The organism is Pseudoalteromonas sp. P1-11, assembly GCF_001399995.1.
Classification (GTDB): Bacteria; Pseudomonadota; Gammaproteobacteria; order Enterobacterales; family Alteromonadaceae; genus Pseudoalteromonas; species Pseudoalteromonas atlantica.
In genome coordinates, this window is the sequence record NZ_LJSP01000002.1 from 321,798 (window position 1) to 346,366 (window position 24,569).

Annotated in this window: 22 protein-coding genes and 1 tRNA gene; 21 read left to right on the forward strand and 2 right to left on the reverse strand. The window is 40.6% G+C overall.

Annotated elements, in window-relative coordinates; translation table 11 throughout:
• The first annotated feature begins 24 nt into the window (after positions 1-24).
• The 6 genes from AN390_RS04140 to AN390_RS04165 all read left to right on the forward strand — a co-directional run bounded on the left by AN390_RS04140 (position 25) and on the right by AN390_RS04165 (position 4,783).
• Positions 25-315, forward strand: coding sequence for a hypothetical protein (locus AN390_RS04140; RefSeq protein ID WP_054982201.1), 291 nt, complete (start codon positions 25-27; stop codon positions 313-315).
• A 298-nt stretch (positions 316-613) separates the two neighbouring features.
• Positions 614-1,435 carry a bifunctional diguanylate cyclase/phosphodiesterase gene (locus tag AN390_RS04145; RefSeq protein ID WP_235207553.1) on the forward strand — a complete coding sequence of 274 codons (822 nt, stop codon included), beginning with the start codon at positions 614-616 and terminating at the stop codon, positions 1,433-1,435.
• Positions 1,436-1,522: 87 nt separating this feature from the next.
• Complete coding sequence (locus AN390_RS04150; RefSeq protein ID WP_024033793.1) at positions 1,523-1,894, forward strand: Hpt domain-containing protein; 372 nt, start codon at positions 1,523-1,525, stop codon at positions 1,892-1,894.
• Between the two features lie 11 nt (positions 1,895-1,905).
• On the forward strand, positions 1,906-3,300 hold the full coding sequence (locus AN390_RS04155; RefSeq protein WP_055253042.1) for a sigma-54 dependent transcriptional regulator: 1,395 nt from the start codon (positions 1,906-1,908) through the stop codon (positions 3,298-3,300).
• Between the two features lie 258 nt (positions 3,301-3,558).
• Positions 3,559-4,089 (forward strand): peroxiredoxin-like family protein, encoded by a 531-nt coding sequence (locus tag AN390_RS04160; protein WP_004585879.1) that lies wholly within the window; start codon positions 3,559-3,561, stop codon positions 4,087-4,089.
• Positions 4,090-4,336: 247 nt separating this feature from the next.
• The gene (locus AN390_RS04165; RefSeq protein WP_004585880.1) at positions 4,337-4,783 is read left to right on the forward strand and encodes an Hsp20 family protein; all 447 of its coding nucleotides are present in this window, start codon (positions 4,337-4,339) and stop codon (positions 4,781-4,783) included.
• A gap of 58 nt (positions 4,784-4,841) precedes the next feature.
• On the opposite strand, the gene AN390_RS04170 is transcribed toward AN390_RS04165, so the two are convergent.
• Both AN390_RS04170 and AN390_RS04175 read right to left on the reverse strand, forming a co-directional pair.
• A complete protein-coding gene (locus AN390_RS04170) occupies positions 4,842-6,398 on the reverse strand; it encodes a cryptochrome/photolyase family protein (protein ID WP_055253043.1) in 1,557 nt (518 codons plus the stop codon).
• Between the two features lie 90 nt (positions 6,399-6,488).
• Positions 6,489-6,950 (reverse strand): globin, encoded by a 462-nt coding sequence (locus AN390_RS04175; protein WP_004585882.1) that lies wholly within the window; start codon positions 6,948-6,950, stop codon positions 6,489-6,491.
• 376 nt (positions 6,951-7,326) lie between these two features.
• Between AN390_RS04175 and AN390_RS04180 the strand changes: the two genes are divergently transcribed.
• From AN390_RS04180 to AN390_RS04250, 15 genes are all read left to right on the forward strand, one after another.
• Positions 7,327-7,395: transfer RNA gene (locus AN390_RS04180), tRNA-Met, on the forward strand.
• Positions 7,396-7,675: 280 nt separating this feature from the next.
• On the forward strand, positions 7,676-8,131 hold the full coding sequence (rimP, locus tag AN390_RS04185; protein WP_004585883.1) for a ribosome maturation factor RimP: 456 nt from the start codon (positions 7,676-7,678) through the stop codon (positions 8,129-8,131).
• Between the two features lie 38 nt (positions 8,132-8,169).
• Positions 8,170-9,669 (forward strand): transcription termination factor NusA, encoded by a 1,500-nt coding sequence (nusA, locus tag AN390_RS04190; protein ID WP_055253044.1) that lies wholly within the window; start codon positions 8,170-8,172, stop codon positions 9,667-9,669.
• A gap of 25 nt (positions 9,670-9,694) precedes the next feature.
• Positions 9,695-12,352, forward strand: coding sequence for a translation initiation factor IF-2 (gene infB / locus AN390_RS04195; RefSeq protein ID WP_004585885.1), 2,658 nt, complete (start codon positions 9,695-9,697; stop codon positions 12,350-12,352).
• Between the two features lie 109 nt (positions 12,353-12,461).
• Complete coding sequence (gene rbfA, locus AN390_RS04200; protein ID WP_004585886.1) at positions 12,462-12,869, forward strand: 30S ribosome-binding factor RbfA; 408 nt, start codon at positions 12,462-12,464, stop codon at positions 12,867-12,869.
• Positions 12,869-13,813, forward strand: a complete 945-nt coding sequence (gene truB, locus AN390_RS04205) for a tRNA pseudouridine(55) synthase TruB (protein ID WP_055253045.1) — start codon at positions 12,869-12,871, stop codon at positions 13,811-13,813. Before rbfA ends, truB begins: the two co-directional genes overlap by 1 nt.
• Positions 13,814-13,922: 109 nt before the next feature.
• Entirely contained in the window at positions 13,923-14,192 is a 270-nt protein-coding gene (gene rpsO, locus AN390_RS04210; RefSeq protein ID WP_004585888.1) for a 30S ribosomal protein S15, read from the forward strand.
• Positions 14,193-14,691: 499 nt separating this feature from the next.
• A complete protein-coding gene (pnp, locus tag AN390_RS04215) occupies positions 14,692-16,818 on the forward strand; it encodes a polyribonucleotide nucleotidyltransferase (protein ID WP_004585889.1) in 2,127 nt (708 codons plus the stop codon).
• 140 nt (positions 16,819-16,958) lie between these two features.
• A complete protein-coding gene (nlpI, locus tag AN390_RS04220) occupies positions 16,959-17,837 on the forward strand; it encodes a lipoprotein NlpI (protein WP_055253046.1) in 879 nt (292 codons plus the stop codon).
• On the forward strand, positions 17,821-18,954 hold the full coding sequence (locus AN390_RS04225; RefSeq protein WP_055253047.1) for a hypothetical protein: 1,134 nt from the start codon (positions 17,821-17,823) through the stop codon (positions 18,952-18,954). The genes nlpI and AN390_RS04225 overlap by 17 nt, the downstream gene beginning before the upstream one ends.
• A gap of 154 nt (positions 18,955-19,108) precedes the next feature.
• Complete coding sequence (locus AN390_RS04230; RefSeq protein WP_055253048.1) at positions 19,109-21,901, forward strand: monovalent cation/H+ antiporter subunit A; 2,793 nt, start codon at positions 19,109-19,111, stop codon at positions 21,899-21,901.
• On the forward strand, positions 21,901-22,254 hold the full coding sequence (locus AN390_RS04235) for a Na+/H+ antiporter subunit C (RefSeq protein ID WP_004585893.1): 354 nt from the start codon (positions 21,901-21,903) through the stop codon (positions 22,252-22,254). The genes AN390_RS04230 and AN390_RS04235 overlap by 1 nt, the downstream gene beginning before the upstream one ends.
• Positions 22,251-23,768 (forward strand): monovalent cation/H+ antiporter subunit D, encoded by a 1,518-nt coding sequence (locus AN390_RS04240; RefSeq protein ID WP_055253049.1) that lies wholly within the window; start codon positions 22,251-22,253, stop codon positions 23,766-23,768. Before AN390_RS04235 ends, AN390_RS04240 begins: the two co-directional genes overlap by 4 nt.
• Positions 23,768-24,304, forward strand: coding sequence for a Na+/H+ antiporter subunit E (locus tag AN390_RS04245; RefSeq protein WP_055253050.1), 537 nt, complete (start codon positions 23,768-23,770; stop codon positions 24,302-24,304). Before AN390_RS04240 ends, AN390_RS04245 begins: the two co-directional genes overlap by 1 nt.
• Complete coding sequence (locus AN390_RS04250) at positions 24,298-24,567, forward strand: K+/H+ antiporter subunit F (protein ID WP_004585896.1); 270 nt, start codon at positions 24,298-24,300, stop codon at positions 24,565-24,567. The genes AN390_RS04245 and AN390_RS04250 overlap by 7 nt, the downstream gene beginning before the upstream one ends.
• Positions 24,568-24,569 lie beyond the last annotated feature (2 nt).

Consider the following 24,569-nt stretch of genomic DNA (forward strand, 5'->3'; position numbering starts at 1 on the left):
AAATAAATTTTAAGGGTGTCCATTATGCAAACTAATACTAAAGTTAAACAGCAACCAAAAAAAATGTCTTTTGTTCTTACTCCAGAGTTAATGGTGCTGTCTATTATTATTGTTGCAGCTGTTATTGTTGGTGCAACAGCACTGCGAGGCACCGTTACTATTGAACCTGTTAATAAAGGTAATACCGAGATGTTCACCAATAAATTTAGTAATAGTGATTTAGATAATGCCACTATTGAAAGCAACACATTAAACTACGCTCAAAACATAGATGAGCAACCTGCCCAATCAGGCACACAAGGTTTAAACAACTAAACAATACTTCTCCTTTAGTATTTATTTCGGCTGACTCTAAGCAATTAGGTCAGCCTTTTTATTTTTAAAGCCACTTTATACCCAAACCATCGCTTACTCCTGCTCCCACTTTAAATCAGCTTGCGTGTCAGTGTGATTTGCAAAATGCAAATATACCCATCAATAATTTTTGACTAACAGCCCGCCTTTAACTAATTGAATTTTATGTATTTATTTTTTATTTTGACGGGTCGTTTTGGTCTGCAATTTGCAATTTATGTAACAAGCTTACGGTGAGCCCTTATTTGTGGAGAAATTTATGAATGCTTTTAAAAGTTTAGAGCCTATCAATACGGTCAACATTGCACGCTGGCATGAACTTGAGCAAATTATGGCTCATGCAATGAAAAACCATTGTTTTAATATGGTGTACCAGCCGCTTGTATCTTTAACAAGTGGGCAATTAGTTGGCTTTGAATCATTAGTACGCTGCGAATCTTCACGCTATGGTGTTGTTGGCCCAGATGAATTTATTCCGCATGTAGAACAGTCAGGTATGATTTTAGATTTAGGTGATTGGATTTTTAAGCAAACCCTAAGCGATTTAAGCCAAATGAGAAAAATAGGTATGAATGATATAACTATTTCATTGAATATTTCGCCGGTACAAATTATTGAAGGGGATGTGTTTTCTAAAGTAATGAGCTTACTTGATAAGTATCAAATAGACCCCGCAGCCATAAAAGTAGAATTAACAGAAACAGCATTAATAAAAAGTCCGCAGCGTATTGCTAAAACATTTGAGCATTTTCATAAAGAAGGGGTAAAAATTTGGCTAGACGATTTTGGAACGGGCTATGCCTCTTTAGGCCTTTTAAGGCAGTTTAATATTGATGGGCTAAAAATAGATCGCAGCTTTATAAGTGGCATTACAACGAACAATGAAGACTTTACTCTGTGTAGTGCAATTATTGCTATGGCGCAAAGACTCGGGTTAGAAACCATTGCTGAGGGGATTGAACAGCGCGAGCAATTACAAATATTAGAGCAGCTAGGGTGTGATGTAGCACAAGGTTACTTACTCGGAAGACCAAGTAGTTTAGCTAATAATACGGCGACATGGGTAAAAATGTACACTTAACTTAATGTTTAGATTTGCAAAATGCGAAAAACGACTTACTCTAAAAGTATAAAAGCTTTGTATCACAATAATAAATAAAGGCCTAATATGCCAATACCTGAAGAATATATTGATAACACCATCACTCAAGCTCATGTGCTAGCGCAATTAGAGCAAGATGTTGGCTCACTCACTTTAGTAAGGCTGGTAAACTTATTTATTAATGAATTAGAAGAAATGCGAGTTCGTCTTAAAAATGCAATTGATGAGCAAGATGAAGATAATATTAAAGATATAATGCACGTACTTAAAAATTCTGCGGCGCTATATGGCGCATTAACTTTGGCAGCCCTTGCCAGTCAATTACATGATTACCCCCCCGTTACCATTGATGAAAATATTCACGCTGCTCAGATCGTTCAACATAATCTAGAAAAAACCCACGCTGCATACCAAGTTATTGCTAATAATATTACTTAAAAGGCTCTGCCATGAACGATTCTCAAAAAAAATCACTGGTTTATATAGTAGAAGACAGCATTGCAAGCGGGGCTCTTTATGCGAGTCAATTAGAGCAAGCAGGGCACGAATGTAAACACTTTACCGATGGCTACTCTGCCTTGGTAGGTATAAAAGAGATGATGCCTGATGTCATTGTCCAAGATGTTTGTTTACCCGACATTAGTGGCTTAGAAGTGCTGCAGTTTGTTAAAAAGCAAGAAAAGCCCGCTAACGTAGTCATGATCACCTCAAATAGCTCTATTGATGTTGCAGTAGAGGCAATGCGTTTAGGTGGTTTTGATTTTTTAGAAAAACCGTTTTCAGGCCAGCGCTTAGTGAGCGCCGTAGATAGCGCGCTTTCGCAAAAAGCACCTCCTGCAGTTAAAATTCAAGAACAAAAAGCGCAAAACACTTCTGGGTTTATTGGTGAATCGTTAGCAATGCAAACGGTGTTTAGGCTTTTAGATAGTGCAGCGCGAAGCAAAGCATGTGTTTTTATTACAGGTGAGAGTGGCACAGGTAAAGAGGTGTGCGCGCAAACTTTGCACGACACTAGCCCACGAAGTGAAGGGCCATTTATTGCAATTAACTGTGCTGCTATTCCAGGAGAGTTATTTGAGTCAGAGTTTTTTGGCCATGTAAAAGGGGCCTTTAGCGGAGCGCTAAGTGACAGAAAAGGGGCTGTAGAAGTTGCAAACGGTGGTACTTTATTTTTAGATGAGCTGTGTGAAATGGAGCTCAACCTACAGGCTAAGTTATTGCGTTTTTTACAAACGGGTGCGTTTAATCGGGTAGGTAGTAGCGAGATTTTACACAGTAATGTAAGGCTAGTGTGTGCAACAAATAGAAGCCCTGTAGTCGAAGTTGCCGAAGGGCGTTTTAGAGAAGATTTATACTATAGGCTTAATGTTATTCCTGTAAAGTTACCTCCGCTACGCGAGCGAGCTGGCGATATAATGTTGCTTGCAAAGCATATTTTAAAGCAAAAAAGTGAAAGTAACGCTAAGTTATTCCATCGCTTTTCAAAAGAAGTTGAAAACCTTTTTTGTAACTACGATTGGCCAGGTAATATCCGTGAGCTGCAAAATGTTATCGAAAATATCGTTGTTATCAACGAGGGTGACGTAGTTGAGTTAGATATGTTGCCAAGCTCATTTGGTGTTAATTCTGCTATTCCAATCAAAAATACCAGCTCGTCTCAATCTGCGGAGCAAATACAAACTAACTCGCTTATGGGCGTACACGACATAGAGCCCCTTTGGCAGGTTGAAAAAAGGGCAATAGAGTCGGCAATAGCCGTATGCGATGATAACATTCCACTTGCTGCGGCCTATTTAGGCGTAAGCGCCTCGACTATTTACAGAAAAATAAAAGGTTGGAGTTAGCTTTACGTTTCTTGCTCACATCTTCTTGGTGTTTATACTGTGCTAATGCTACTTAAAAAGAGCAAGGTGCCTGTTTTATCTAATATTTTATTATTCTGCTTACAGCTTATAATTCTCCTAATCACATTAAAGAAGGCTACTTAATAAAAGCGAGTCGCCTGTCATTTCGTTCTCAGTTACATTTTCATGGTTGAAATAAACAAAGATACCCTAAGCTCTATTACTACACCCTAAGTTTAATAGTAAAAGGAGATCACAATGAGTAACGTTAATTTACAGCCAGCGAGTGTAATGCAGCCTTTAGTGGTAAGCGATTTAGATAACAATGACGTGAATTTAGTTGACCGCGTAAGCGACAAACCTTGGAAAATGATAGTGGTGTACAGAGGCCAGCATTGCCCTAAATGTACCGAGCAACTCAACGAGCTTGCAACAATGCATGACGATTTTGCCAGCGCAGGTGTAGAAGTTGTAGCAGTAAGTGGCGATAGCGAAGAGCAGCTTAAAAAGCATCTTGAAAAAATAGACGTAAATTTCCCTCTTTATTACAATTTAACCATTGAGCAAATGACTGATTTAGGCTTATACATTAGTGAACCGCGCAGTGATGCTGAAACAGATCACCCATTTTCTGAGCCTTGTATTATTGTTTTAAACGAAGACAACCAAGTACAGATGCTTGATAAATCAAATAGTCCATTTGTTCGCCCAAGCCTTAAGCAGGTGCTAGGCGGTATTAAATTTTCACGCGAAAACGACTACCCAATTCGCGGTACTTTTATTAAGTAAAGTGTATTGAGTAATTTGATGAATATACGAAGAGGGCACTTTTTTGTGCCCTTTTTTATTTTTTTTCACTTTTTTTAATTTAATTACTTGAAAACTATTTTACTGCCCATAAATAGTTTAGTGAGGACGCCTGATGGGTCCCAAAAAAGACAGAAGTTATTGAAATTTATATTATTAATTTAATTGTGTTGTACTTGTTCAAAGGAAAAGTAACAACATTATATCGCTTAAATATGAGGATATTATTATGCGTACAGTAGACTTATCACCACTTTATCGTTCATTCATCGGCTTTGATCATTTAGCATCTTTAATGGATGCGGCAGCTCGCACAGACAAGCAGCCTAGCTTTCCTCCTTATAATATCGAAGCACTAGATAAAGACAAATACAGAATCACTATGGCCGTTGCTGGTTTTAGTGAAAATGAACTGACCATTGAGTCAGAGAACAACACTTTAAAAGTTGCAGGCACTAAACCAAACAAAGATGAAAATGAAGAGCGCAAGTTTATTCATCAAGGTATTGCGGAACGTAACTTTGAGCGTAAGTTTCAACTAGGGGATCATGTAAAAGTACTCGGTGCCGATTTGGCCAACGGTCTGCTTAGCATTGACCTGGAGCGCGAAATCCCAGAAGCACTTAAACCTCGTAAAATTGAAATTGGCGGTGGAAACCTAATCGAAGGTAAATAATCGCTAATAAACATTTTCCCTGATTGTAGCCGCCTCAACTGAGGCGGCTTTTTCGTTTTTATAACTCGTTTATATGCGTTAAATAATAATTTGCTTGGGCTAAGGTCTGCTGTTGAAGTTGGGGCGTTTGTGTATCCCAGTTTCTATAAACCATGCCAATGCGTGGGTTTTTTTCAAGTAATGCGCGGTGTTTATCCATAAATTGCCAATATAAGCTGTTGTAAGGACACGCCTTCTCACCTACTTTTTGCTTAACATCATAATGACAGTTTTTGCAGTAATCGCTCATTTTATTGATGTAATTACCACTGGCTGCATAAGGTTTAGTGGCAATAATGGCATCATCTGCAAATTGGCTCATGCCACGGGTGTTAGGCATTTCAACCCATTCAATGGCATCAATATAAACCCCTAAATACCACTGGTCGACTTTATTAGGGTCGATGCCTGTTAATAAGCAAAAATTACCAATGATCATTAATCTTTGAATATGATGAGCGTATGCGGTGTCTAAGCTCTGCGTTAATGCATGGCTTAAACAGTTCATTTTTACATTACCCTGCCAAAAGTACCCTGGTAACGACTGGTTGGCCTGTAATTGGTTTTTTTGTGCATAGTCGGGCATGTTTGTCCAATATATACAGCGAACATATTCACGCCAACCTAGGATTTGCCTAACAAAGCCCTCTACTTGAGAAATCGAAATTGTGTCAGGGTGAGCATTAAATTCGTCAATTACACGCCTAATAACGTACAGCGGGTGGATTAACTTGGCGTTTAAAGCAAATGATAAACGGCTATGGTACAAGCTGGCGTTATTTGTAACTTGGTCGGTCATTGCATCTTGAAACTGGCCGAAATTTTTTAGCAGGTGGGTACAAAAATACTCTAAACACGTTTTGGCTTGTTTGCGAGTGAGCGGCCATGGCAGCTGCTGAGGATTTATTTCACCAAAGTAATTTACGTTATGTTTTTTAAGTCTGCTAATGATAGAGCTTACATCGTTATTAAATAATTTTGGCGGGGGGATAGCGTTTAAATCTGCTTTTTTAAATTTGTTCCTGTTATTACTATCAAAGTTCCATTGACCTCCTTGCGGGCTACTCCCATCCATAAGAATAGCGTATTGCTTGCGCATAGCACGATAAAAGTGCTCCATAGTCACATGTTTGTTTTTTTCAAACCGCTCGTTAATACGCTCAAATGGCAGCATAAAATGCTCGGTGTCATAGGCTTTAACAAGAAGATCAGACTCTTTTTTAAATTTACTTAACTGTGCTTTAAGGCGAAATTCATCAGGGTATTGATAATGTATTTCACTGCAATGATACAGTTTAGCTATGCGCGTGAGTAAATCAGGCAAGGTTTTGTCTTGGTGGGTATCATCAAGGGTAAGGTGAAGTGTGCTGTAATCCGCGCTTTGTAAAGCTGTAGCAAAACGCTCCATCGCATAAAAAAAAGCACATAACTTTTGCACATGGTGCTTAACGTAATTGGTTTCTTGTTTTAACTCGGCAATTAAATAAAGCGTATCAGGCTCTTTTTCTTTAAACCACGAATGCGAAGCATTGAGTTGATCACCTAAAATTAGGCGCAACACTTTATAATGAGCCATAAACCACCTAAATTTAGTTGTACGTAAAAAGCGACAACGTGGATCTAGGTAGTTTGCTCATACGTGCATAAAAGCTAAAGCTTGTATTACTTAAAGCTTACTTGTGCGAAGTTGAGTGATTTTTTGCTCAAGCGAAATAACATTTGTTTTGTTAAACAAAGTTGTATTAGCAAAACTTTCAAAATAACGAAGCGCTTTTTGCCAAGCAAACTGTGTTTGTGCGGTGAATAAACGCCCTAAGTGCTCGTTTAAGGTATCGTAAAAGGCATCGCACAGTAACGATATTTCTTTTGGTGTAACGCCCATCTTTTTTAAGTATTGCAAGTGAAAGGTTAAAAATGGGGCAACAGAAGATGGGTTATCTAAATGCCTAACTATACGTTCTAAAACACAATATAAAATATAACTTTTTTCGTTAAAATAAGCGGCACTTGGGTACTGCATTGTTATATTTGACTCTTCAAGCTTTGCATGAAAGCGCGCGGTAAACGCATGAAAGTTTGGCTTAACTATATGCAAACTTTTAATTAACTGTGGCTGATAAGTATTCATTAGCAATCTCATTAAATTTTGTAATTTTTATTTTTATCCACATCGGTGAGCTTTTAGTATAGTGCGTTGCTCAAATATCGCACGTAATCTAAACGTAAAAAGCACAAAATTGTATCAGTTTTATGAATTTTAGATATTTTATTTATGAATATATGGCTTTTTACGTACATATTAGTGACGTTACGATTACCATTTTAACGTCTGCATAATCATAGTACATACTGGTGAAGCTTAAAATGGGGGGTCACTGATTTTATCAAACTTATTAGTTATTATGGTTGCTAATTACCCCGTATATCCTTATAATAGCCGCCATTGTTTAGCGGTTGATTAACCACTAACAGCGATATTGAATTTTAGGTTTAATATCTATTGGCGCGGGATGGAGCAGCCTGGTAGCTCGTCGGGCTCATAACCCGAAGTTCAAATCCGGCTCCCGCAACCAATTTTTATAGTAGGTATATCCTTACTAATTCTATATCGCGCATTCTAAGTAATGCGCGTTTTGCGTTTAAGCTAATGTAGTTTAATTTGGTCAGTGTAATGACCCGCAGCCAAGCTTGGCCTGAGGCCACACAGTTTTATGCTTTATTGGTGTGACGCCCCGCTTGGTTCGGGGCGTTGTTGTATCTGCACCATTGATTTATGGCTTTGTCATTAAATCAAAACTTAAACTCAGTATTTTAGGGCTATAAGCCCTTTTTTTGTTTGTATGGAGGATTTTCGTGACAAAACTTGAGCAAGATTTATTAACCATGCTTACGCCTGCAGTAGAAATGTTAGGCTTTGAATTACATGGTCTTGAGTTTGTACAAGCAGGCCGCCATTCTACCTTAAGGGTTTATATTGACCATGAGGATGGAATATCTGTTGATAATTGTGCGGATGCGAGTCGCCAAATTAGTGCGATTTTAGACGTCGAAGACCCAATTACAAACGAATATGATTTGGAAGTATCGTCTCCTGGTGTTGATCGTCCATTATTCAAACAAGATCACTACGAGAAGGCGCAAGGAGAGGAAGTACGCGTGCGTACTAAGCTTCCACAAGACGGTCGCCGTAATTTTAAAGGCGACTTAGTAGCAGTTAGCAGTGATATGATCACACTTAAAAGCGATGGCGAAGAGCACTTAATCATGCTTAGCAATATCGAACGTGCGAACATCATCGCAAAGTTTTAATTCGAGTGCGAAGGAATAGGGCAAGCGAGGCATTACCCATGGCAAAAGAGATATTATTGGTTGCTGAAGCCGTTTCCAATGAGAAAGCGGTTCCAAAAGAAAAGATTTTTGAAGCGTTAGAGTTCGCTCTAGCAACAGCGACAAAGAAAAAACACGATGGCGAAATTGAAGTACGTGTATCAATCGACCGTAAAACCGGTGATTACGACACGTTCCGTCGTTGGCAGATTGCAGAAGTTCAAGAAGATGGTTCTTTAGAAAACCCTTACAGCGAAATTACATTAGAAGCAGCTCAAGTTGAAGAACCTGACTTGCAACTGGGTGATTATGTTGAAGAACAGATTGAATCTATCAAATTCGACCGCATAACTACACAAATGGCAAAGCAAGTTATCGTACAAAAAGTACGTGAAGCTGAGCGCGCTTTAGTTGTAGAAGCTTATAAAGATCAAGAAGGCGAGCTAGTAACAGGTGTCGTTAAAAAAGCAACACGTGATGCAATCGTACTTGATTTAGGTAACAACGCAGAAGCGGTTATTTACCGTGACGATATGCTGCCACGTGAAAACTTCCGTCCAGGAGATCGTATCCGTGGTCTTCTTTACGAAGTTAAACCTGAAGCTCGCGGCGCACAGTTATTTGTAACGCGTTCAAAACCAGAAATGCTGATGGAATTATTCCGCATTGAGGTGCCAGAGATTGGCGAAGAAATGATTGAGCTTCGTGCTGCAGCACGCGATCCGGGTTCACGCGCTAAAATCGCCGTTAAATCTAACGACAAGCGTATTGACCCAGTAGGTGCGTGTGTTGGTATGCGTGGTGCACGTGTTCAAGCTGTATCATCAGAACTTGGTGGCGAGCGTGTTGATATCGTACTTTACGATGACAACCCAGCGCAGTTTGTTATTAACGCAATGGCACCGGCTGAAGTAGCTTCAATCGTAATGGATGAAGACACTCATTCAATGGATATCGCTGTAGAAGCTGATAACCTAGCACAAGCAATTGGTCGCAATGGTCAAAATGTTCGTTTAGCAAGCCAATTAACTGGCTGGGAACTAAACGTAATGACTGTTGAAGACATGCGCGCTAAAAACGAAGCAGAGTCAGATAAGTTAATTAACTTATTTACTGAAAACTTAGATATTGATGATGAATTTGCATCATTACTTATCAACGAAGGTTTCTCAACACTTGAAGAAGTAGCGTATGTGCCGGCTTCTGAGTTTTTAGAAATCGACGGCCTAGATGAAGAAACGGTTGATTTACTGCGCTCACGTGCAAAAGATGCATTAACCACTAAAGCGCTTAAAACGGAAGAAAGCTTAGAAGGTGTAGAGCCTGCTGAAGACTTACTTGCGCTTGAAGGCTTAGAGCGTCATCTAGCATTTGTTATGGCAAGCAAGGGTGTAATTACACTTGAAGACTTAGCTGAGCAAGGTATTGATGAATTGGTAGATGTTACAGAGCTAACACCTGAAAAAGCAGGTGAGCTAATTATGGCTGCACGTAATATTTGTTGGTTCGCAGACGAGTAATTTATTAACGGAGGTATTACACACTATGGCAGAAGTAAATGTTGAAAAACTAGCCGGCGATATAGGTACAACTGTTGATAAATTGCTTCAGCAATTTTCACAAGCGGGTATCACTAAAAAAGCAGGTGATAATGTAACTGAAGCTGAAAAAGCACAGTTACTTGATCACTTAAGCAAATCGCACGGTGGTACTGGTTCAGATGGCCCAGCACGTATGACTTTACAACGTAAGAGCAAAAGCACGTTAAGTGTAACGGGCTCTACGGGTAAGGCAAAAGCTGTTCAAGTTGAAGTTCGCAAAACACGTACTTACGTGAAAAAGAGCGCAATGGAGCAAGAGCAAGAACAGCAACGTCTAGCCGCTGAAGAAAAAGCGCGTATCGAAGAGCAGCAAAAAGCTGCACAAGAAGCCGCTGAATTAAAAGCGAAACAAGAGGCAGAACGTAAAGCAAAAGAAGACGCTGATCGTAAAGCCAAAGAAGAAGCTAAACGCAAAGCAGATGCAGAGCGTAAAGCTAAACAACAGCAGATGACCCCAGAGCAAAGTGCTAAGTCTGAGAAAGATCGCATCGAAGCTGAGCGTCTGCAGAAAGAAGCAGAAGAGGCCGCATTGAAGAAAGCTGAAGAAGAAGCGAAACGTCAAGCAGAAGAGGCAAGAAAGCTAGCTGAAGAAAATGAAGCTCGCTGGAAAAAAGAAGAAGAAGAACGTAAGAAACGCGAAGAAACCGCGGATCACCATCTTACGACTTCTACTTATGCACGTGAGGCAGAAGATGTTGCCGATGCACGTGATGAGCAAGGTTCACGCCGCGCGAAGAAAAAGAAAAAAGCCCCAGCAAAAGATAAATTTGCAGGCGCTAAAGGCCGTAAAGGCAAGCTAAAAGCACCTACATCATTGCAACATGGTTTCCAAAAACCAACTGCCGATGTTAAAAATGAAGTGCGTATTAGCGAAACAATTACAGTAGCTGAGCTTGCATCGCGCATGGCTGTTAAAGGCGCTGAAGTTGTTAAAACAATGATGAAAATGGGTGACATGGTTACCATTAACCAAGTGATTGACCAAGAAACAGCACAACTTGTTGCTGAAGAAATGGGTCACAAAGTTATCATCGTTAAAGAAAACGAATTAGAGCAAACAGTACTAAATGACCGTCATGAAGATGGTAAGTCTGAGCCGCGTGCGCCAGTAGTAACTGTAATGGGTCACGTTGACCATGGTAAAACATCAACGCTTGATTACATTCGTTCAGCTAAAGTTGCATCAGGCGAAGCCGGTGGTATTACACAGCACATTGGTGCATACCACGTTGAAACTAACGGCAACATGATCACTTTCTTAGATACACCAGGTCACGCCGCGTTTACATCAATGCGTGCACGTGGTGCTAAAGCGACAGATATCGTAATCCTAGTGGTTGCAGCAGACGATGGTGTAATGCCACAAACTAAAGAAGCGGTACAGCATGCTCGCGCAGCTGGCGTTCCTTTAATCATTGCTGTAAACAAAATGGACAAAGAAGGCGCAGATCCAGATCGCGTTAAAAACGAGCTAGCTCAGTTAGACGTTATCCCTGAAGATTGGGGCGGCGATACGCAGTACGTTCATATCTCAGCTAAAACAGGCTTAGGTATTGATGACTTACTTGAAGCTGTTCTTATGCAATCTGAGCTTTTAGAGCTTCGTGCTCCATCAGAAGGCATGGCAGCAGGTGTTGTAATTGAATCTCGTCTTGATAAAGGACGTGGTCCGGTTGCTTCTATCTTAGTTCAATCAGGTACCCTTAACCAAGGTGATATCGTACTGTGTGGTCTTGAATACGGCCGTGTTCGTGCAATGAAAGACGAAAACGGTAAAGACATTAAATCAGCGGGTCCTTCTATTCCTGTTGAGATTTTAGGTCTATCTGGTATTCCGGCTGCAGGTGATGAAGCGACTGTTGTTAAAGATGAGCGTAAAGCGCGTGAAGTTGCTTTATACCGTCAAGGTAAATTCCGCGACGTTAAATTGGCTCGTCAGCAAAAAGCGAAGCTTGAAAACATGTTTACTAACATGGCTGAAGGCGATGTATCAGAAGTTAACGTGGTACTTAAAGCAGACGTTCAAGGTTCAATCGAAGCAATTTCAGACTCACTAACTAAGCTTTCTACTGATGAAGTAAAAGTGAAGATTGTTGGTTCTGGCGTAGGTGGTATCACCGAAACTGATGCAACACTTGCTGCTGCATCTAACGCAATCGTAGTTGGCTTCAACGTTCGTGCTGATGCATCTGCACGTAAAGTGATTGATACTGAAAACTTAGACCTTCGCTACTACAGCGTAATCTATGCGCTAATCGAAGAAGTTAAGCAAGCCATGTCTGGTATGCTTGCTCCTGAGTTTAAGCAAGAGATTATTGGTCTTGCTGAAGTACGTGACGTGTTTAAGTCTCCAAAAATTGGCGCAATTGCTGGTTGTATGGTTACTGAAGGTACTATTAAACGCAGCGCACCAATTCGTGTACTACGTGATAACGTGGTTATTTACGAAGGTGAGCTTGAGTCACTACGTCGCTTTAAAGATGACGTTCAAGATGTTCGTAACGGCATGGAATGTGGTATCGGCGTTAAGAACTACAACGATGTTCGCGTTGGTGACCAAATCGAAGTATTCGAAACAGTTGAAGTACAACGTACACTTTAATTGCTCGTAAACTAAGATTGTAAATGGGGGCTTTGCCCCCATTTCTGTATCCATTATTTAATTAACTTATTATTTTAATTCAGTAAGTTATGATTTTAGGAAAACAATCATGAGAGAATTTTCTCGCACTGATCGTGTTGCTCAGCAAATTCAAAAAGAAATTGCTGTAATTTTACAACGCGAAATTAAAGATCCGCGCTTAGGCATGGTGACAGTGTCTGCGGTAGAAGTATCGCGCGATTTATCTTACGCAAAAGTTTTTATTACGGTGTTTAATACCGAAGATGAAAACAAAGCAAAAGAAAGCGCAAAAATACTTAACGAAGCAACGGGCTATATCCGCTCGTTACTGGGTAAGCGTATTCGTGCTCGTATAATGCCTGAGCTTAAATTTGTAGTAGATAACTCACTAATGGAAGGGATGCGTATCTCTAACTTAGTGGACTCGGTTATTCGCGAAGATAACGCTAAACATGTTGATGATGAAACTGATAGCGAAGAAGGCACTAAAGACTAATGGCAAGACGCAGTAAAGGCCGTCCGATTGATGGTATTTTGTTGTTAAACAAACCTCAAGGCATTTCATCGAACAAAGCCCTACAGCAAGCTAAAGGTATTTATTTTGCCCAAAAAGCTGGCCATACCGGTGCGCTAGACCCACTGGCCACTGGCATGTTACCTATTTGCTTTGGTGAAGCGACCAAGTTTACCCAATTTTTGCTCGATACAGATAAAACCTATGTGGTAAGAGCAAAGCTAGGTGAGCGCACAACTACCTCTGATTCAGATGGCGAAGTGGTTGAAACCCGTGATGTAAACGTTACCACTGAACAGTTAGCTGCAGAAATTGAAAAGTTTTTAGGCGAGTCAGATCAGTATCCATCAATGTACTCAGCGCTTAAATATGAAGGTAAGCCTTTATATAAATACGCGCGTGAAGGCATTGAAGTACCGCGTAAATGCCGAAAAATAAACGTGTTTAGCTTAACGCTTGATGAGTTTGATGAAGCAAATAACGAAGTACAAATGACCGCCCATGTATCTAAAGGGACCTACATTCGTACTATTGTTGATGATTTAGGTGAAAACCTAGGCTGTGGCGCACATGTTATTATGCTGCATCGCTCAGCGGTTGGCCATTACCCTAAAGATAAAATGGTATCGCTTGAGCACCTTGAAACTTTGTTAGCTAAGGCTAAAGAAGAAGAGGTTGCCCCTTCTACATACCTTGATGAATTACTATTGCCAATGGATAGTGCATTGGTTGATTTACCCGTTGTAGAAATTAGCAAAGAGCAGGGTGTTTCGTTTAGCCATGGCCAAGCAGTCGTATTAGGCATTGATTTACCCGACGGGGCAATTAAAGTCCTGGCCGATGGTGTGTTTATTGGTACCGGTGAGCGCAACCCTGACGGGCATTTAAAATCAAAGCGTGGCTTGTCTAATCAGCAACCCGAGTAAACTTTAACTTGTAGTTATTCTCATAGTTGGTAGAATACGCCCGCTTAATCGTTTTGGCTGAATTAGTGATCGGCTAAAGCACCTATTAAATTTAACTTTTGGAGTTATTATGTCACTAAGCAATCAAGAAAAAATCGATATCATTGCTAAATTTGCACGTGCTGAAGGCGACACTGGTTCACCTGAAGTACAAGTAGCTTTACTTACTTTTGATATCAACAAGCTTCAAGGTCACTTTGCTGACCACAAGCATGACTTCCACTCACGTCGTGGTCTGCTTCGTAAAGTAAGTACTCGCCGTAAATTGCTTGATTACCTTAAAGGTAAAGATATCTCGCGTTATACTGCGTTAATCCAAGAGCTTGGCCTACGTCGCTAAGAACTTGATTACGAGAAAAGGAGCTTTATAGCTCCTTTTTTTGTGCCTAAATTTAACGCTTCACACTCCATCGTTAACTTAATCTCCCTGCAATATAAATAACATCAACCTTTGCTAGCACTTAACAATTAAGGGTAGGCAACGCTTGCAACAACTGCGTTAAAATTATCTTTAAGAACAATTTAATAGCGAATTATTCACCTAGCTATCTAAAGGTTTTTAATAGCTAAAAATTACACGCTTAATTAAACGCTTTGCGATAAAACAATTAAAAAATAATGTGGCAAAAGCGATTACGTTTTATCTTTGGGTAGGCTCGCAATTTTACGTCGCTTTGGTATATACTATGCGCGTAGATAAATAGGTTATCTGCAGTCATTAAAAATTTTGCCAATTGTAGTACTTAATTGATTTCCAACTGAATACAATTATGTACTGTAATTGGCCCTTTTAATGACACTTATTAATGAAATATAAAAACATTTAAGGAATATTTTAAGTGCAAGCAATTATTAAAGAATTTCAACTAGGTCAACACACAGTTACCCTAGAAACAGGTGCAATCGCACGTCAAGCTGACGGCGCAGTATTAGCAAGCATCGGCGACACGTCAGTATTAGTTACTGTCGTTGGTAAGCGTGAAGCTCAACCTGGTCAAGACTTTTTCCCACTAACAGTTAACTACCAAGAGCGTATGTACGCTGCGGGTCGTATCCCGGGTGGTTTCTTAAAGCGTGAAGGTCGTCCTAACGATGGCGAAACACTTATTGCACGTCTTATTGACCGTCCAATTCGTCCGCTTTTCCCAAATGGTTTCGTAAACGAAGTACAAGTTATTGCAACCGTTGTATCTGTAAACCCTGAAATCCAACCAGATATGGTTGCGATGATTGGTACATCAGCAGCACTTGCTATCTCTGGTATCCCATTTAGCGGCCCAATTGGTGCTTCTCGCGTTGGTTACATCAACGGTGAGTACGTACTTAACCCAACACTAAAAGAGCTTGAAGAAAGCCAACTTGATTTAGTAGTTGCAGGTACTGATAACGCAGTACTAATGGTTGAATCAGAAGCTGACGTACTAGCTGAAGACGTAATGCTAGGCGCGGTTGTATACGGCCATGAGCAATCTCAAGCTATTATCAACGCAATCAACGAATTTAAAGCAGAAGCGGGCAAGCCTACATGGGATTGGTCTGCACCTGAGAAAAACGTATCGCTTGAAGAAAAAGTAGCTGAACTTGCAGCTGATAAAGTAGGTGAAGCTTACCGTATTACCGATAAAGTAGCGCGTAAAGAAGCATTAACTGCAGCAAAAGACGCTGTAATTGAAGCGCTTACAAGCGAGCTTGCTGAAGATGAAACACTTGATAAGCAAGAAGTAGGTAAAGTATTTGGTTCTTTAGAGAAGAAAATTGTACGTGGCCGCATCACTGCTGGTGAAAAACGTATCGATGGTCGCGAACCAGACATGATCCGTGCATTAGACGTAATGACAGGCGTATTACCACGTACTCACGGCTCTGCAATCTTTACTCGTGGTGAAACTCAAGCATTAGTTACAGCTACACTTGGTACAGAACGTGATTCACAGTTAATCGATGATTTAACGGGCACACACAAAAACCACTTTATGCTTAACTACAACTTCCCTCCATTCTGTGTAGGTGAAACTGGTTTTGTAGGTTCTCCTAAGCGTCGTGAAATTGGTCACGGTAACCTAGCTAAGCGTGGTATTTCTGCTGTAATGCCTACACTTACTGAGTTCCCTTACTCAATTCGTGTTGTATCTGAAATCACTGAATCTAACGGTTCGTCTTCAATGGCATCTGTTTGTGGTACGTCACTAGCTCTTATGAACGCGGGTGTACCAATTAAAGCGTCTGTTGCGGGTATCGCGATGGGTCTTGTGAAAGAAGATGAGAAGTTTGTTGTTCTTTCAGATATCTTAGGTGATGAAGATCACTTAGGTGACATGGACTTTAAAGTAGCAGGTACTACTAACGGTATCACTGCACTACAAATGGATATCAAGATTGAAGGTATCACACAAGAAATCATGCAAATTGCGCTTAAACAAGCAAAAGCTGCACGTTTACACATTTTAGGTGTGATGGATGAAGCGATTTCTGCTCCTTCTGAAGAATTATCAATGTTTGCTCCTCGCATCTACACTATGCAAATTCCTGCTAAGAAGATTGCTGAAGTAATTGGTAAAGGTGGCGCTACAATCCGTCAACTTACTGAAGAGACAGGCACAACAATTGAAATTGAAGACGACGGTACAATTAAGATTGCTGCAACAGACGGTGAAAGCGCGCAAAACGCAATTACACGTATTGAGCAATTAACAGCAGAACTAGAAGTAGGTACTATCTACACTGGTAAAGTTGTACGTATTGTTGACTTTGGTGCGTTTGTAAACATTCTTCCTGGTAAAGATGGCCTAGTGCATATTTCTCAAATCAGCACAGAGCGTGTTAACAACGTAACTGACCACTTAAGTGAAGGTCAAGAAGTTAAAGTTAAAGTACTAGAAGTAGACCGCCAAGGCCGTGTACGTCTAAGCATTAAAGAAGCAATGGAATCAGCAGCACCTGCAGCTGATGAGTCAAAAGACGCATAATTGCTAAACTTTAACCCGTTAATATACGCGGGATAATAAAAAAGGGGCTGTTTAGCCCCTTTTTTTATGCTTTAATGAAACCTTATTAGACAAGGTCTGTCTTATTTTTATTGCGATATATCTTGGTATTAAGGATTTTAATGATACTCAAACATTTAGCTTTGGCATCTTTTGCTATTTTGTCTTTAAGCGCTTGCCAAACCACGACTGAATCAAAACCTACGCCGATTGTTAATGTGCCTTTTACTGCACCCCTTGCATCTGACTTTAGAAGTGAAATTGCGATTGCACGTTACTCTGAGCTATTAAATCGAGCCGATTTAAGTACCGAGCAACAAGCTAAGCTTTATTATGACCGTGGGGTATTATTTGATAGCTTAGGAATGACCACGTTATCGCGCATTGATTTTAACCGCGCTATAAAACTAAAGCCTGATTTAGCTGAGGTGTATAACTTTTTAGGTATTCAGCACACTTTAATGCAGCAATACGAAAAAGCGTATGAGTTTTTTGACTCAGCCCTTGAGCTTAATGAAGAGCATGAATACGCTTATTTAAACCGTGGCATTGCACTGTATTATGGTGAAAGAGCAAACCTAGCGCAAAGTGACTTTGATGAGTTTTTAGCGCGTTCACCAAACGATCCTTATCGTGTGTTATGGCTTTACCTTGCACAATCACAAGAGGATAAACAACAAGCATTAGCGGCTCTTAAAACAAATGCTGCAGCCCTTGATGAATCGCAATGGGCTTCTCAGTTAATTTCGCTTTATACCGGCGATATGAGTGAGCATACGTTTTTATCGGGTATTAGCGAGGGCGTTAAGTCAGAGCAAGAATACGCACAGCGCTTGTGCGAGGCGTACTTTTATTTAGCCAAAATGCATCAAGCAGCCGGTGAGCAGTTTTTAGCTGCTGATTACTTTAGGTTGGCATTATCCACTAATGTGCATGAGTTTATTGAATACAAATATGCACGTTTAGAGCTTGAGCTTATGGCTGGTGCAGACGCTAGTTAAATACCTGTGTTATCTAATTGGTTTGCTATTTAGCCTGCTTATTGCAGGCTCTTGCAACCAGTTAAGCAGCATTAGCTTTTGGCATGTACTTCACGCTCAGGCTAATCCGCTGCAAAGTTATTGGCAATTTCCCCGTTACTTTTCAAATAATATTGCACATCTTCCCGAGCTGACCTTAGGCTTTTTAGCGCGTAAAAATATCCCATCAGCTCAGTACAATTATTCTTTAAAGCTGATTAATGCAAGCAAAAACGAGCAAGCAAAGTTATTTTGGCTACAAAGTATAGAGCATGTTGGGCACAACAAGCGCCAACAACTCGCGCATGCTCTTTTAAAGCAAGGTCGCTGGAATGACCTTCAACTATTGTTAACCCAAAACTTACTGCCTAAAGGCGCGGCATTTAACCATTTAGCGCTGCACAAAGGGAGTGACTATGAGCAAGTTTCGCCTTCCTTTTTACATCAACTTGGTTTTGCAGCGTTAAATACACGCCCGCCGATTAACAATAGCTGTAGTTACAATGTGCTGCTATTGGGTGTAAATAGAGAAGCCTTGTTTAAGTTATCAAGTTTTGCCGCGCAGTATAATAAAAAACCTGAGCCGCAAAGCGGGGCGTATTGCTTAAGTAAACCGGTTTACGCTGGGGGCGCAATTGACTGCGCTACCACCTCGGGCATGGCTAATTGCCTATGGCAAAACGCGCACTTAAAAGCGCAGTCTACTAACGGCTATGACTACACTGTAATTATGGGTACGAGCGGCAGCGCCAATGTAACAGGTAAAAAAATGCAGCTAAGTACCCAAGCAAACTATAATGTATTTTTGCATGAGCTAATGCACTTTAGTGGTTTTGAAGATGAATATACGCTACCTATTTCTAAACAGCGTTGGTTGTGTAAACGCCAAGGATACGTGGCCCCAAATTTATATATTTCGCAAGGTGAGGCTGCGCCAAATGGATGGCACAAAAGCTTAAGTTGCCAGCAAGGCGGCGTGGCATATAAGCCAGCTAAGCAATGGTCAATTATGCAGTATCAACAACTCGGTTTATCAAAGCGGTACAGGGCTTTGTGGGTTGATCAAATCAATGCTGCTAAAACCGCTCAGCTTGATTAAATTTAAATCGATTAGGCTTGCTATCTATAGACAAAATGGCCGTTTATAAGTATAACTGTACGTATTAATGTCGTTTAAAAACAGACAGTAAAAGCATCTTTTCGTGATGTATAAAACGTAAGGATAAACTTATGATTATAAAAGGCCCTACATTATGACTTTGCTCTGGATACCTTTGTTATCCTTAATTGGCAGTGTTATTTCTTCATGCACCGGCAAACTATCCCGTACGCAAGCTGCAGCTGTCACTGTACTTGCCCCTTTAGCAGCATTAGGTATTACGCTATACCACACCCCCGCTATTTTAGCAGGTGAAACGATTCGTTATGCTGTAACGTGGATCCCCGCTGTTGGACTGGACTTATCATTTCGTCTTGATGGCTTGAGCTTACTGTTTATGTTTATGATTTTAGGCATAGGCATACTGGTAATTACCTACGCACGTTATTATCTGAGTAAAAACGACTCCTTAGCTAAGCTGTATAGTTACTTATTGTTGTTTATGACCGCAATGCTGGGCATTGTTATGTCTAACAATGTTATTCAGCTTTGGCTGTTTTGGGAACTGACCAGCATTAGCTCGTTTTTATTAATTAGCTATTGGTGGCATAAAACAGAAGCACGAAAGGGCGCTCGCATGGCGCTAGCTGTTACTGGTGCCGGTGGCTTAGCATTGCTGGCAGGTTTAATGTTAGTGGCCGATATAGTTGGCAGTTACGACCTAGATGTAATTTTAGCTAGCAAGGCAATTGTTCAATCACATGATTTATACGAAATAGCACTGGTATTAGTTTTGCTAGGTGCATTTACTAAATCGGCACAGTTTCCATTTCATTTTTGGCTACCTCACGCTATGGCAGCCCCAACCCCTGTTAGCGCGTATTTACACTCTGCGACTATGGTAAAAGCAGGTATATTTTTATTAGCGCGTTTTCACCCAGTACTTTCAGGCACAGACACTTGGTTTTTACTGGTTGGTTTAACCGGTTTAACAACGCTTTTATTTGGTGCTTATATCGCCTTATTTAAACACGATTTAAAAGGCCTGTTAGCGTACTCAACCATTAGCCATTTAGGATTAATTACCCTGTTATTGGGCCTAGATACTGAGCTCTCTACTGTGGCGGCAATATTCCATATTATTAATCATGCCACGTTTAAAGCTTCGCTATTTATGGCAGCAGGTATAATTGACCATGAAACCGGCACTCGTGATATGCGTAAGCTTAATGGTATGTGGCGGTATTTACCGTATACGGCCACACTTGCCATGGTTGCGGCTGCTTCAATGGCGGGTGTGCCATTGCTTAACGGCTTTTTATCTAAAGAAATGTTTTTTGCCGAAACCTTACATCAGCAAGTGCTTGGCTCTATGTCGTGGTTAATCCCGGTGTTAGCCACTATTGCAGGGGCGTTATCGGTGGCTTATTCGTCGCGTTTTATTCACGATGTATTTTTTAATGGCGAGCCAATTGATTTACCACGCCAGCCGCATGAGGCTCCGCGTTATATGCGACTCCCTATTGAAGTATTGGTTGTGCTGTGTGTGCTGGTTGGTTTGTTCCCGCATTTTTCAGTCGATGGCATTTTATCTGCTGCGTCTTTGGCTGTACTTGGTCAAAAGGTACCAGAGTACGAACTGGCTATATGGCATGGTTTTAACTTACCGCTATTAATGAGCGCCATGGCGGTAGTGGGTGGTTTGTTTATTTATATAAATCGTAAATACCTATTTCAATTTCAAGCATCATTACCGCCACTTAATGCTAAAAAAACCTTTGAGCTAATTGTGCTTAAAGTTATTAATTGGTGCCAAAGCAGGGTAAACACTATCGAAAACGGCTCATTACAACGCTACATTTTTGTAATGCTGGCGGTGGTATTGTTATGTGCCGGTTGGCCATTATTTGAAATGCAACAATTAGCGGGCAGTATGCCGCGTATTCCGGTTGATGTGCATAACGCAATAGGTGCAGGCCTACTGATTATAGGTGCTTTTGCTACCGTTATTTGGCATCGCTCACGCGTAGTTGCGTTACTAATGATTTCTATTGTAGGACTTATGGTGTCGGTGGCGTTTACGCGTTTTTCTGCGCCCGACTTAGCGCTTACGCAATTAACGGTAGAAGTAGCAACCGTTATTTTATTAATGTTGGCGTTGTTTTTCTTACCACAACATACGCCTAAAGAGTCTAGTTCGTTACGAGTACTCAGAGATTTAGGGATAGCCTCAACATTAGGTGTTGTGGTGGCAAGTATATGTTATGCATTACTTACACGCCCACTCGAATCGATATCAGATTTTTTCATAGCCAATGCCAAAACAGGAGGTGGCGGTACCAATGTAGTAAACGTTATTTTGGTTGATTTTAGGGGCTTTGACACCCTAGGCGAAATAACCGTATTGGGTATTGCAGCGTTAGGTATATTTAAAGTGCTTTCTCGTATTCCATTGTTCATGCCAGCAAGTGATGGTGAAGGGCGCCCATGGGCACGCGAGCGACACCCTATACTACTTGCCAGTATTTCGCATAGCTTATTACCGCTTGCACTATTAGTATCGGCTTATATTTTCTTACGTGGTCATAACTTACCTGGCGGCGGCTTTATTGCAGGGTTAGTAACATCAATTGCCTTTATATTGCAGTATATGGCTCATGGCTCAGCTTGGATAAGCGAGCGCTTTGCAGTCAACTACCGGAAAATTATTGCATCAGGTATCGGTATTGCCTTGTTTACTGGAGTCGGTAGCTGGTTCTTTGAACGGCCGTTTTTAACTACGTGGTTTGATTATTTCGATATCCCATTTATTGGCAAAACAGAACTTGCAAGCGCAATTGTGTTTGATTTAGGCGTTTATTTAACAGTGGTTGGAGCCACGTTAATGATATTAGCAAGCCTTGGCAACATGACAGCAGATACCCAGAAAAAAGAGGTAAATATTTAATGGAGCTATTGTACGCATCTTGCGTTGGTGTATTAGTTAGTTGTGGTGTGTTTTTACTGCTAAGAGCCCGTACGTTTCCGGTAGTGCTTGGCCTTACTATGATTTCCTATGCCGTTAACTTATTTTTGTTTTCTGCGGGTCGCTTAACCATAAATAAAGCGGTTGTGCTTGGTACAGGGGCTGAATATGCCGACCCTTTACCTCAAGCACTAGTGCTTACTGCAATAGTGATAGGATTTGCAATGACTGCGTTTGTGGTTATTTTGGCTATACGTGGTAGAGCCGATTTAGGGAGCGATCATGTTGATGGGCAAATCATCAAAAGCGCAGCCGATAGCAAGGAGCAAAAATGATTCAACATTTAACCTCTTTGCCTATTTTATTACCTATGTTGGCAGCGGTAATATTGCTTTTGCCACCCTGTGGTAAAAGTTTACGTATTCGCCGTATTGCCTCATCAATTATGGCGGTGATCACATTTGTTGTTAGTGCATTGCTGTTAATCCATATATGTAACAGTGGTATCAATGTATACGCTATTGGTAATTGGTCTGCTCCTTTTGGCATAGTGCTTGTTGCCGATATGCTTTCTACTTTATTGGTTGCACTTACATCCTTTTTAGGAATGGGAGTCATTTTATATGGCTGTGCCGGCGATGATGCAAAAGGAAACTTTTTTCATCCATTAGTTCATTTTTTAATATTAGGTGTTAATGGGGCATTTTTAACGGGTGACTTATTTAATGTATTTGTATTTTTTGAGGTGTTGTTGATTGCCTCATACTCACTACTTATGCATGCCGGAGATAAACAAAATACCCGTGCAGCGCTCCAATACGTCATATTAAATTTGGTTGGCTCGAGCGTATTTTTAATTGGTCTAGGTATTTTATACGGCGTACTGGGTACATTAAACATCGCTGATATGACGCAAAAAGTAGCCCTGTTGACTGGCGATGATGTCTATTTGGCGAAGGCCGGCGGCTTACTGCTGTTAGTTGTATTTGCTTTAAAAGCCGCATTGCTCCCTTTGCACTTGTGGCTACCAAATACTTATGCCAGTGCAAAGCCTGTGGTTGCCGCTTTATTTGCTATTATGACCAAGGTGGGTGTATACGCCATGCTACGCGTTTATACCGTTATTTTTGGTGAGCAAGCCGGTGAGCTTGAACATATGGCGCAATCGTGGTTATGGGGCTTAGCCATTGCTACTATAGTGGTTGGTGCAATTGGTGTAATGGCTGCGCAAGATTTACGTAAGTTAACGGCAAATTTAGTAGTTGTATCAGTAGGGACGTTAGTCGCTCTAATTGCACTGCAAAACGTAACTGCAACAGCTGCACTGCTTTATTATTTAGTACACTCCACATTAGTCAGCGCTGCACTATTTTTATTAGCTGATTTAATTGCCATACAAAGGGGCAAAGTAGGGGATAGACTGGTTGCCGGGAGAGCCGTAAACCAACCTTACTTATTGGGAGCATGCTTTGTAATTGCTGCATTAACCGTAGTAGGTATGCCGCCGCTATCTGGGTTTGTTGGAAAAGTTTGGATCCTCAAAACAACCTTAAATAGCGAGCAAGCCTTACTATTTTGGCCTGTCTATTTAATTGCTAGTTTTGTTTTATTAGTTGCACTTTCTCGTGCTGGTACAAGTATGTTTTGGGAAAGAAAAGGCAATAAAACAGAAAGCGCCGAGGGCGAAAATGCTCACCCATTACAGGTGATGATAATTGTAGGGCTCCTTGCGTGCTCACCTTTGTTAGTTGTTTTTGGCGGACCAATAAGTGAATACATGGTTAGTGCTGCTACGCAATTGCATGACATAAGTGGTGGCATTAATGCAGTTATGAAGGGAGGTGAGTAATGAGGTTACAAGCCCGTTATCGTTGGTTGCCAACGCCGTTTCGTAGTTTGTTTTTATTCTTAATTTGGTTGTTGCTTAATAATAGTGTATCCGCAGGGCATATAGTATTAGCTACGTTTTTTGCGATATTTATACCGCTATTAAGTGTTTCATTACGTGACCCGCAACCCTTAATACTAAAACCAGGTTTGGCACTAAAACAATTACTCATTGTACTTTACGATATAGTGGTTGCTAATTTACAGGTAGCCTTATTAATCGTTGGCCCAGCTAAAAAGTTACGTCCTGCTTTTGTTAAGGTGCCTATAGATTTAATACACGATATGCCCATTACGATTCTTGCCAGTTGTGTATCTCTTACACCTGGTACAGTAAGTGCCGAGGTATATCCTATTCCTGAGTCACTAGACGAAGGCGAAAAGCCTAAACAGCGCTATTTACTTATACATGTGCTTGATTTAAAAGATGAAGAGGCACTTATTAAACAAATTAAACAGCGCTACGAAGCTCCCCTAAAGGAGATATTTCAATGTTAGATACTGTATTACTTATTGTATTTGCCATGATAGGTTTATCGTTACTGTTAAACCTATGGCGATTAATTATTGGCCCCTCAGTGCCTGATAGAGTTTTAGCCCTAGATACTATGTACATTAATGTTATCGCGTTAATTATTTTATACAGTATTAGTATGGGCACTGGTTTGTACTTTGAAGCAGCGTTATTAATCGCGATGCTTGGCTTTATAAGTACTGTTGCAGTTTGTAAGTATTTACTACGCGGCGATTTAATTGAATAGGA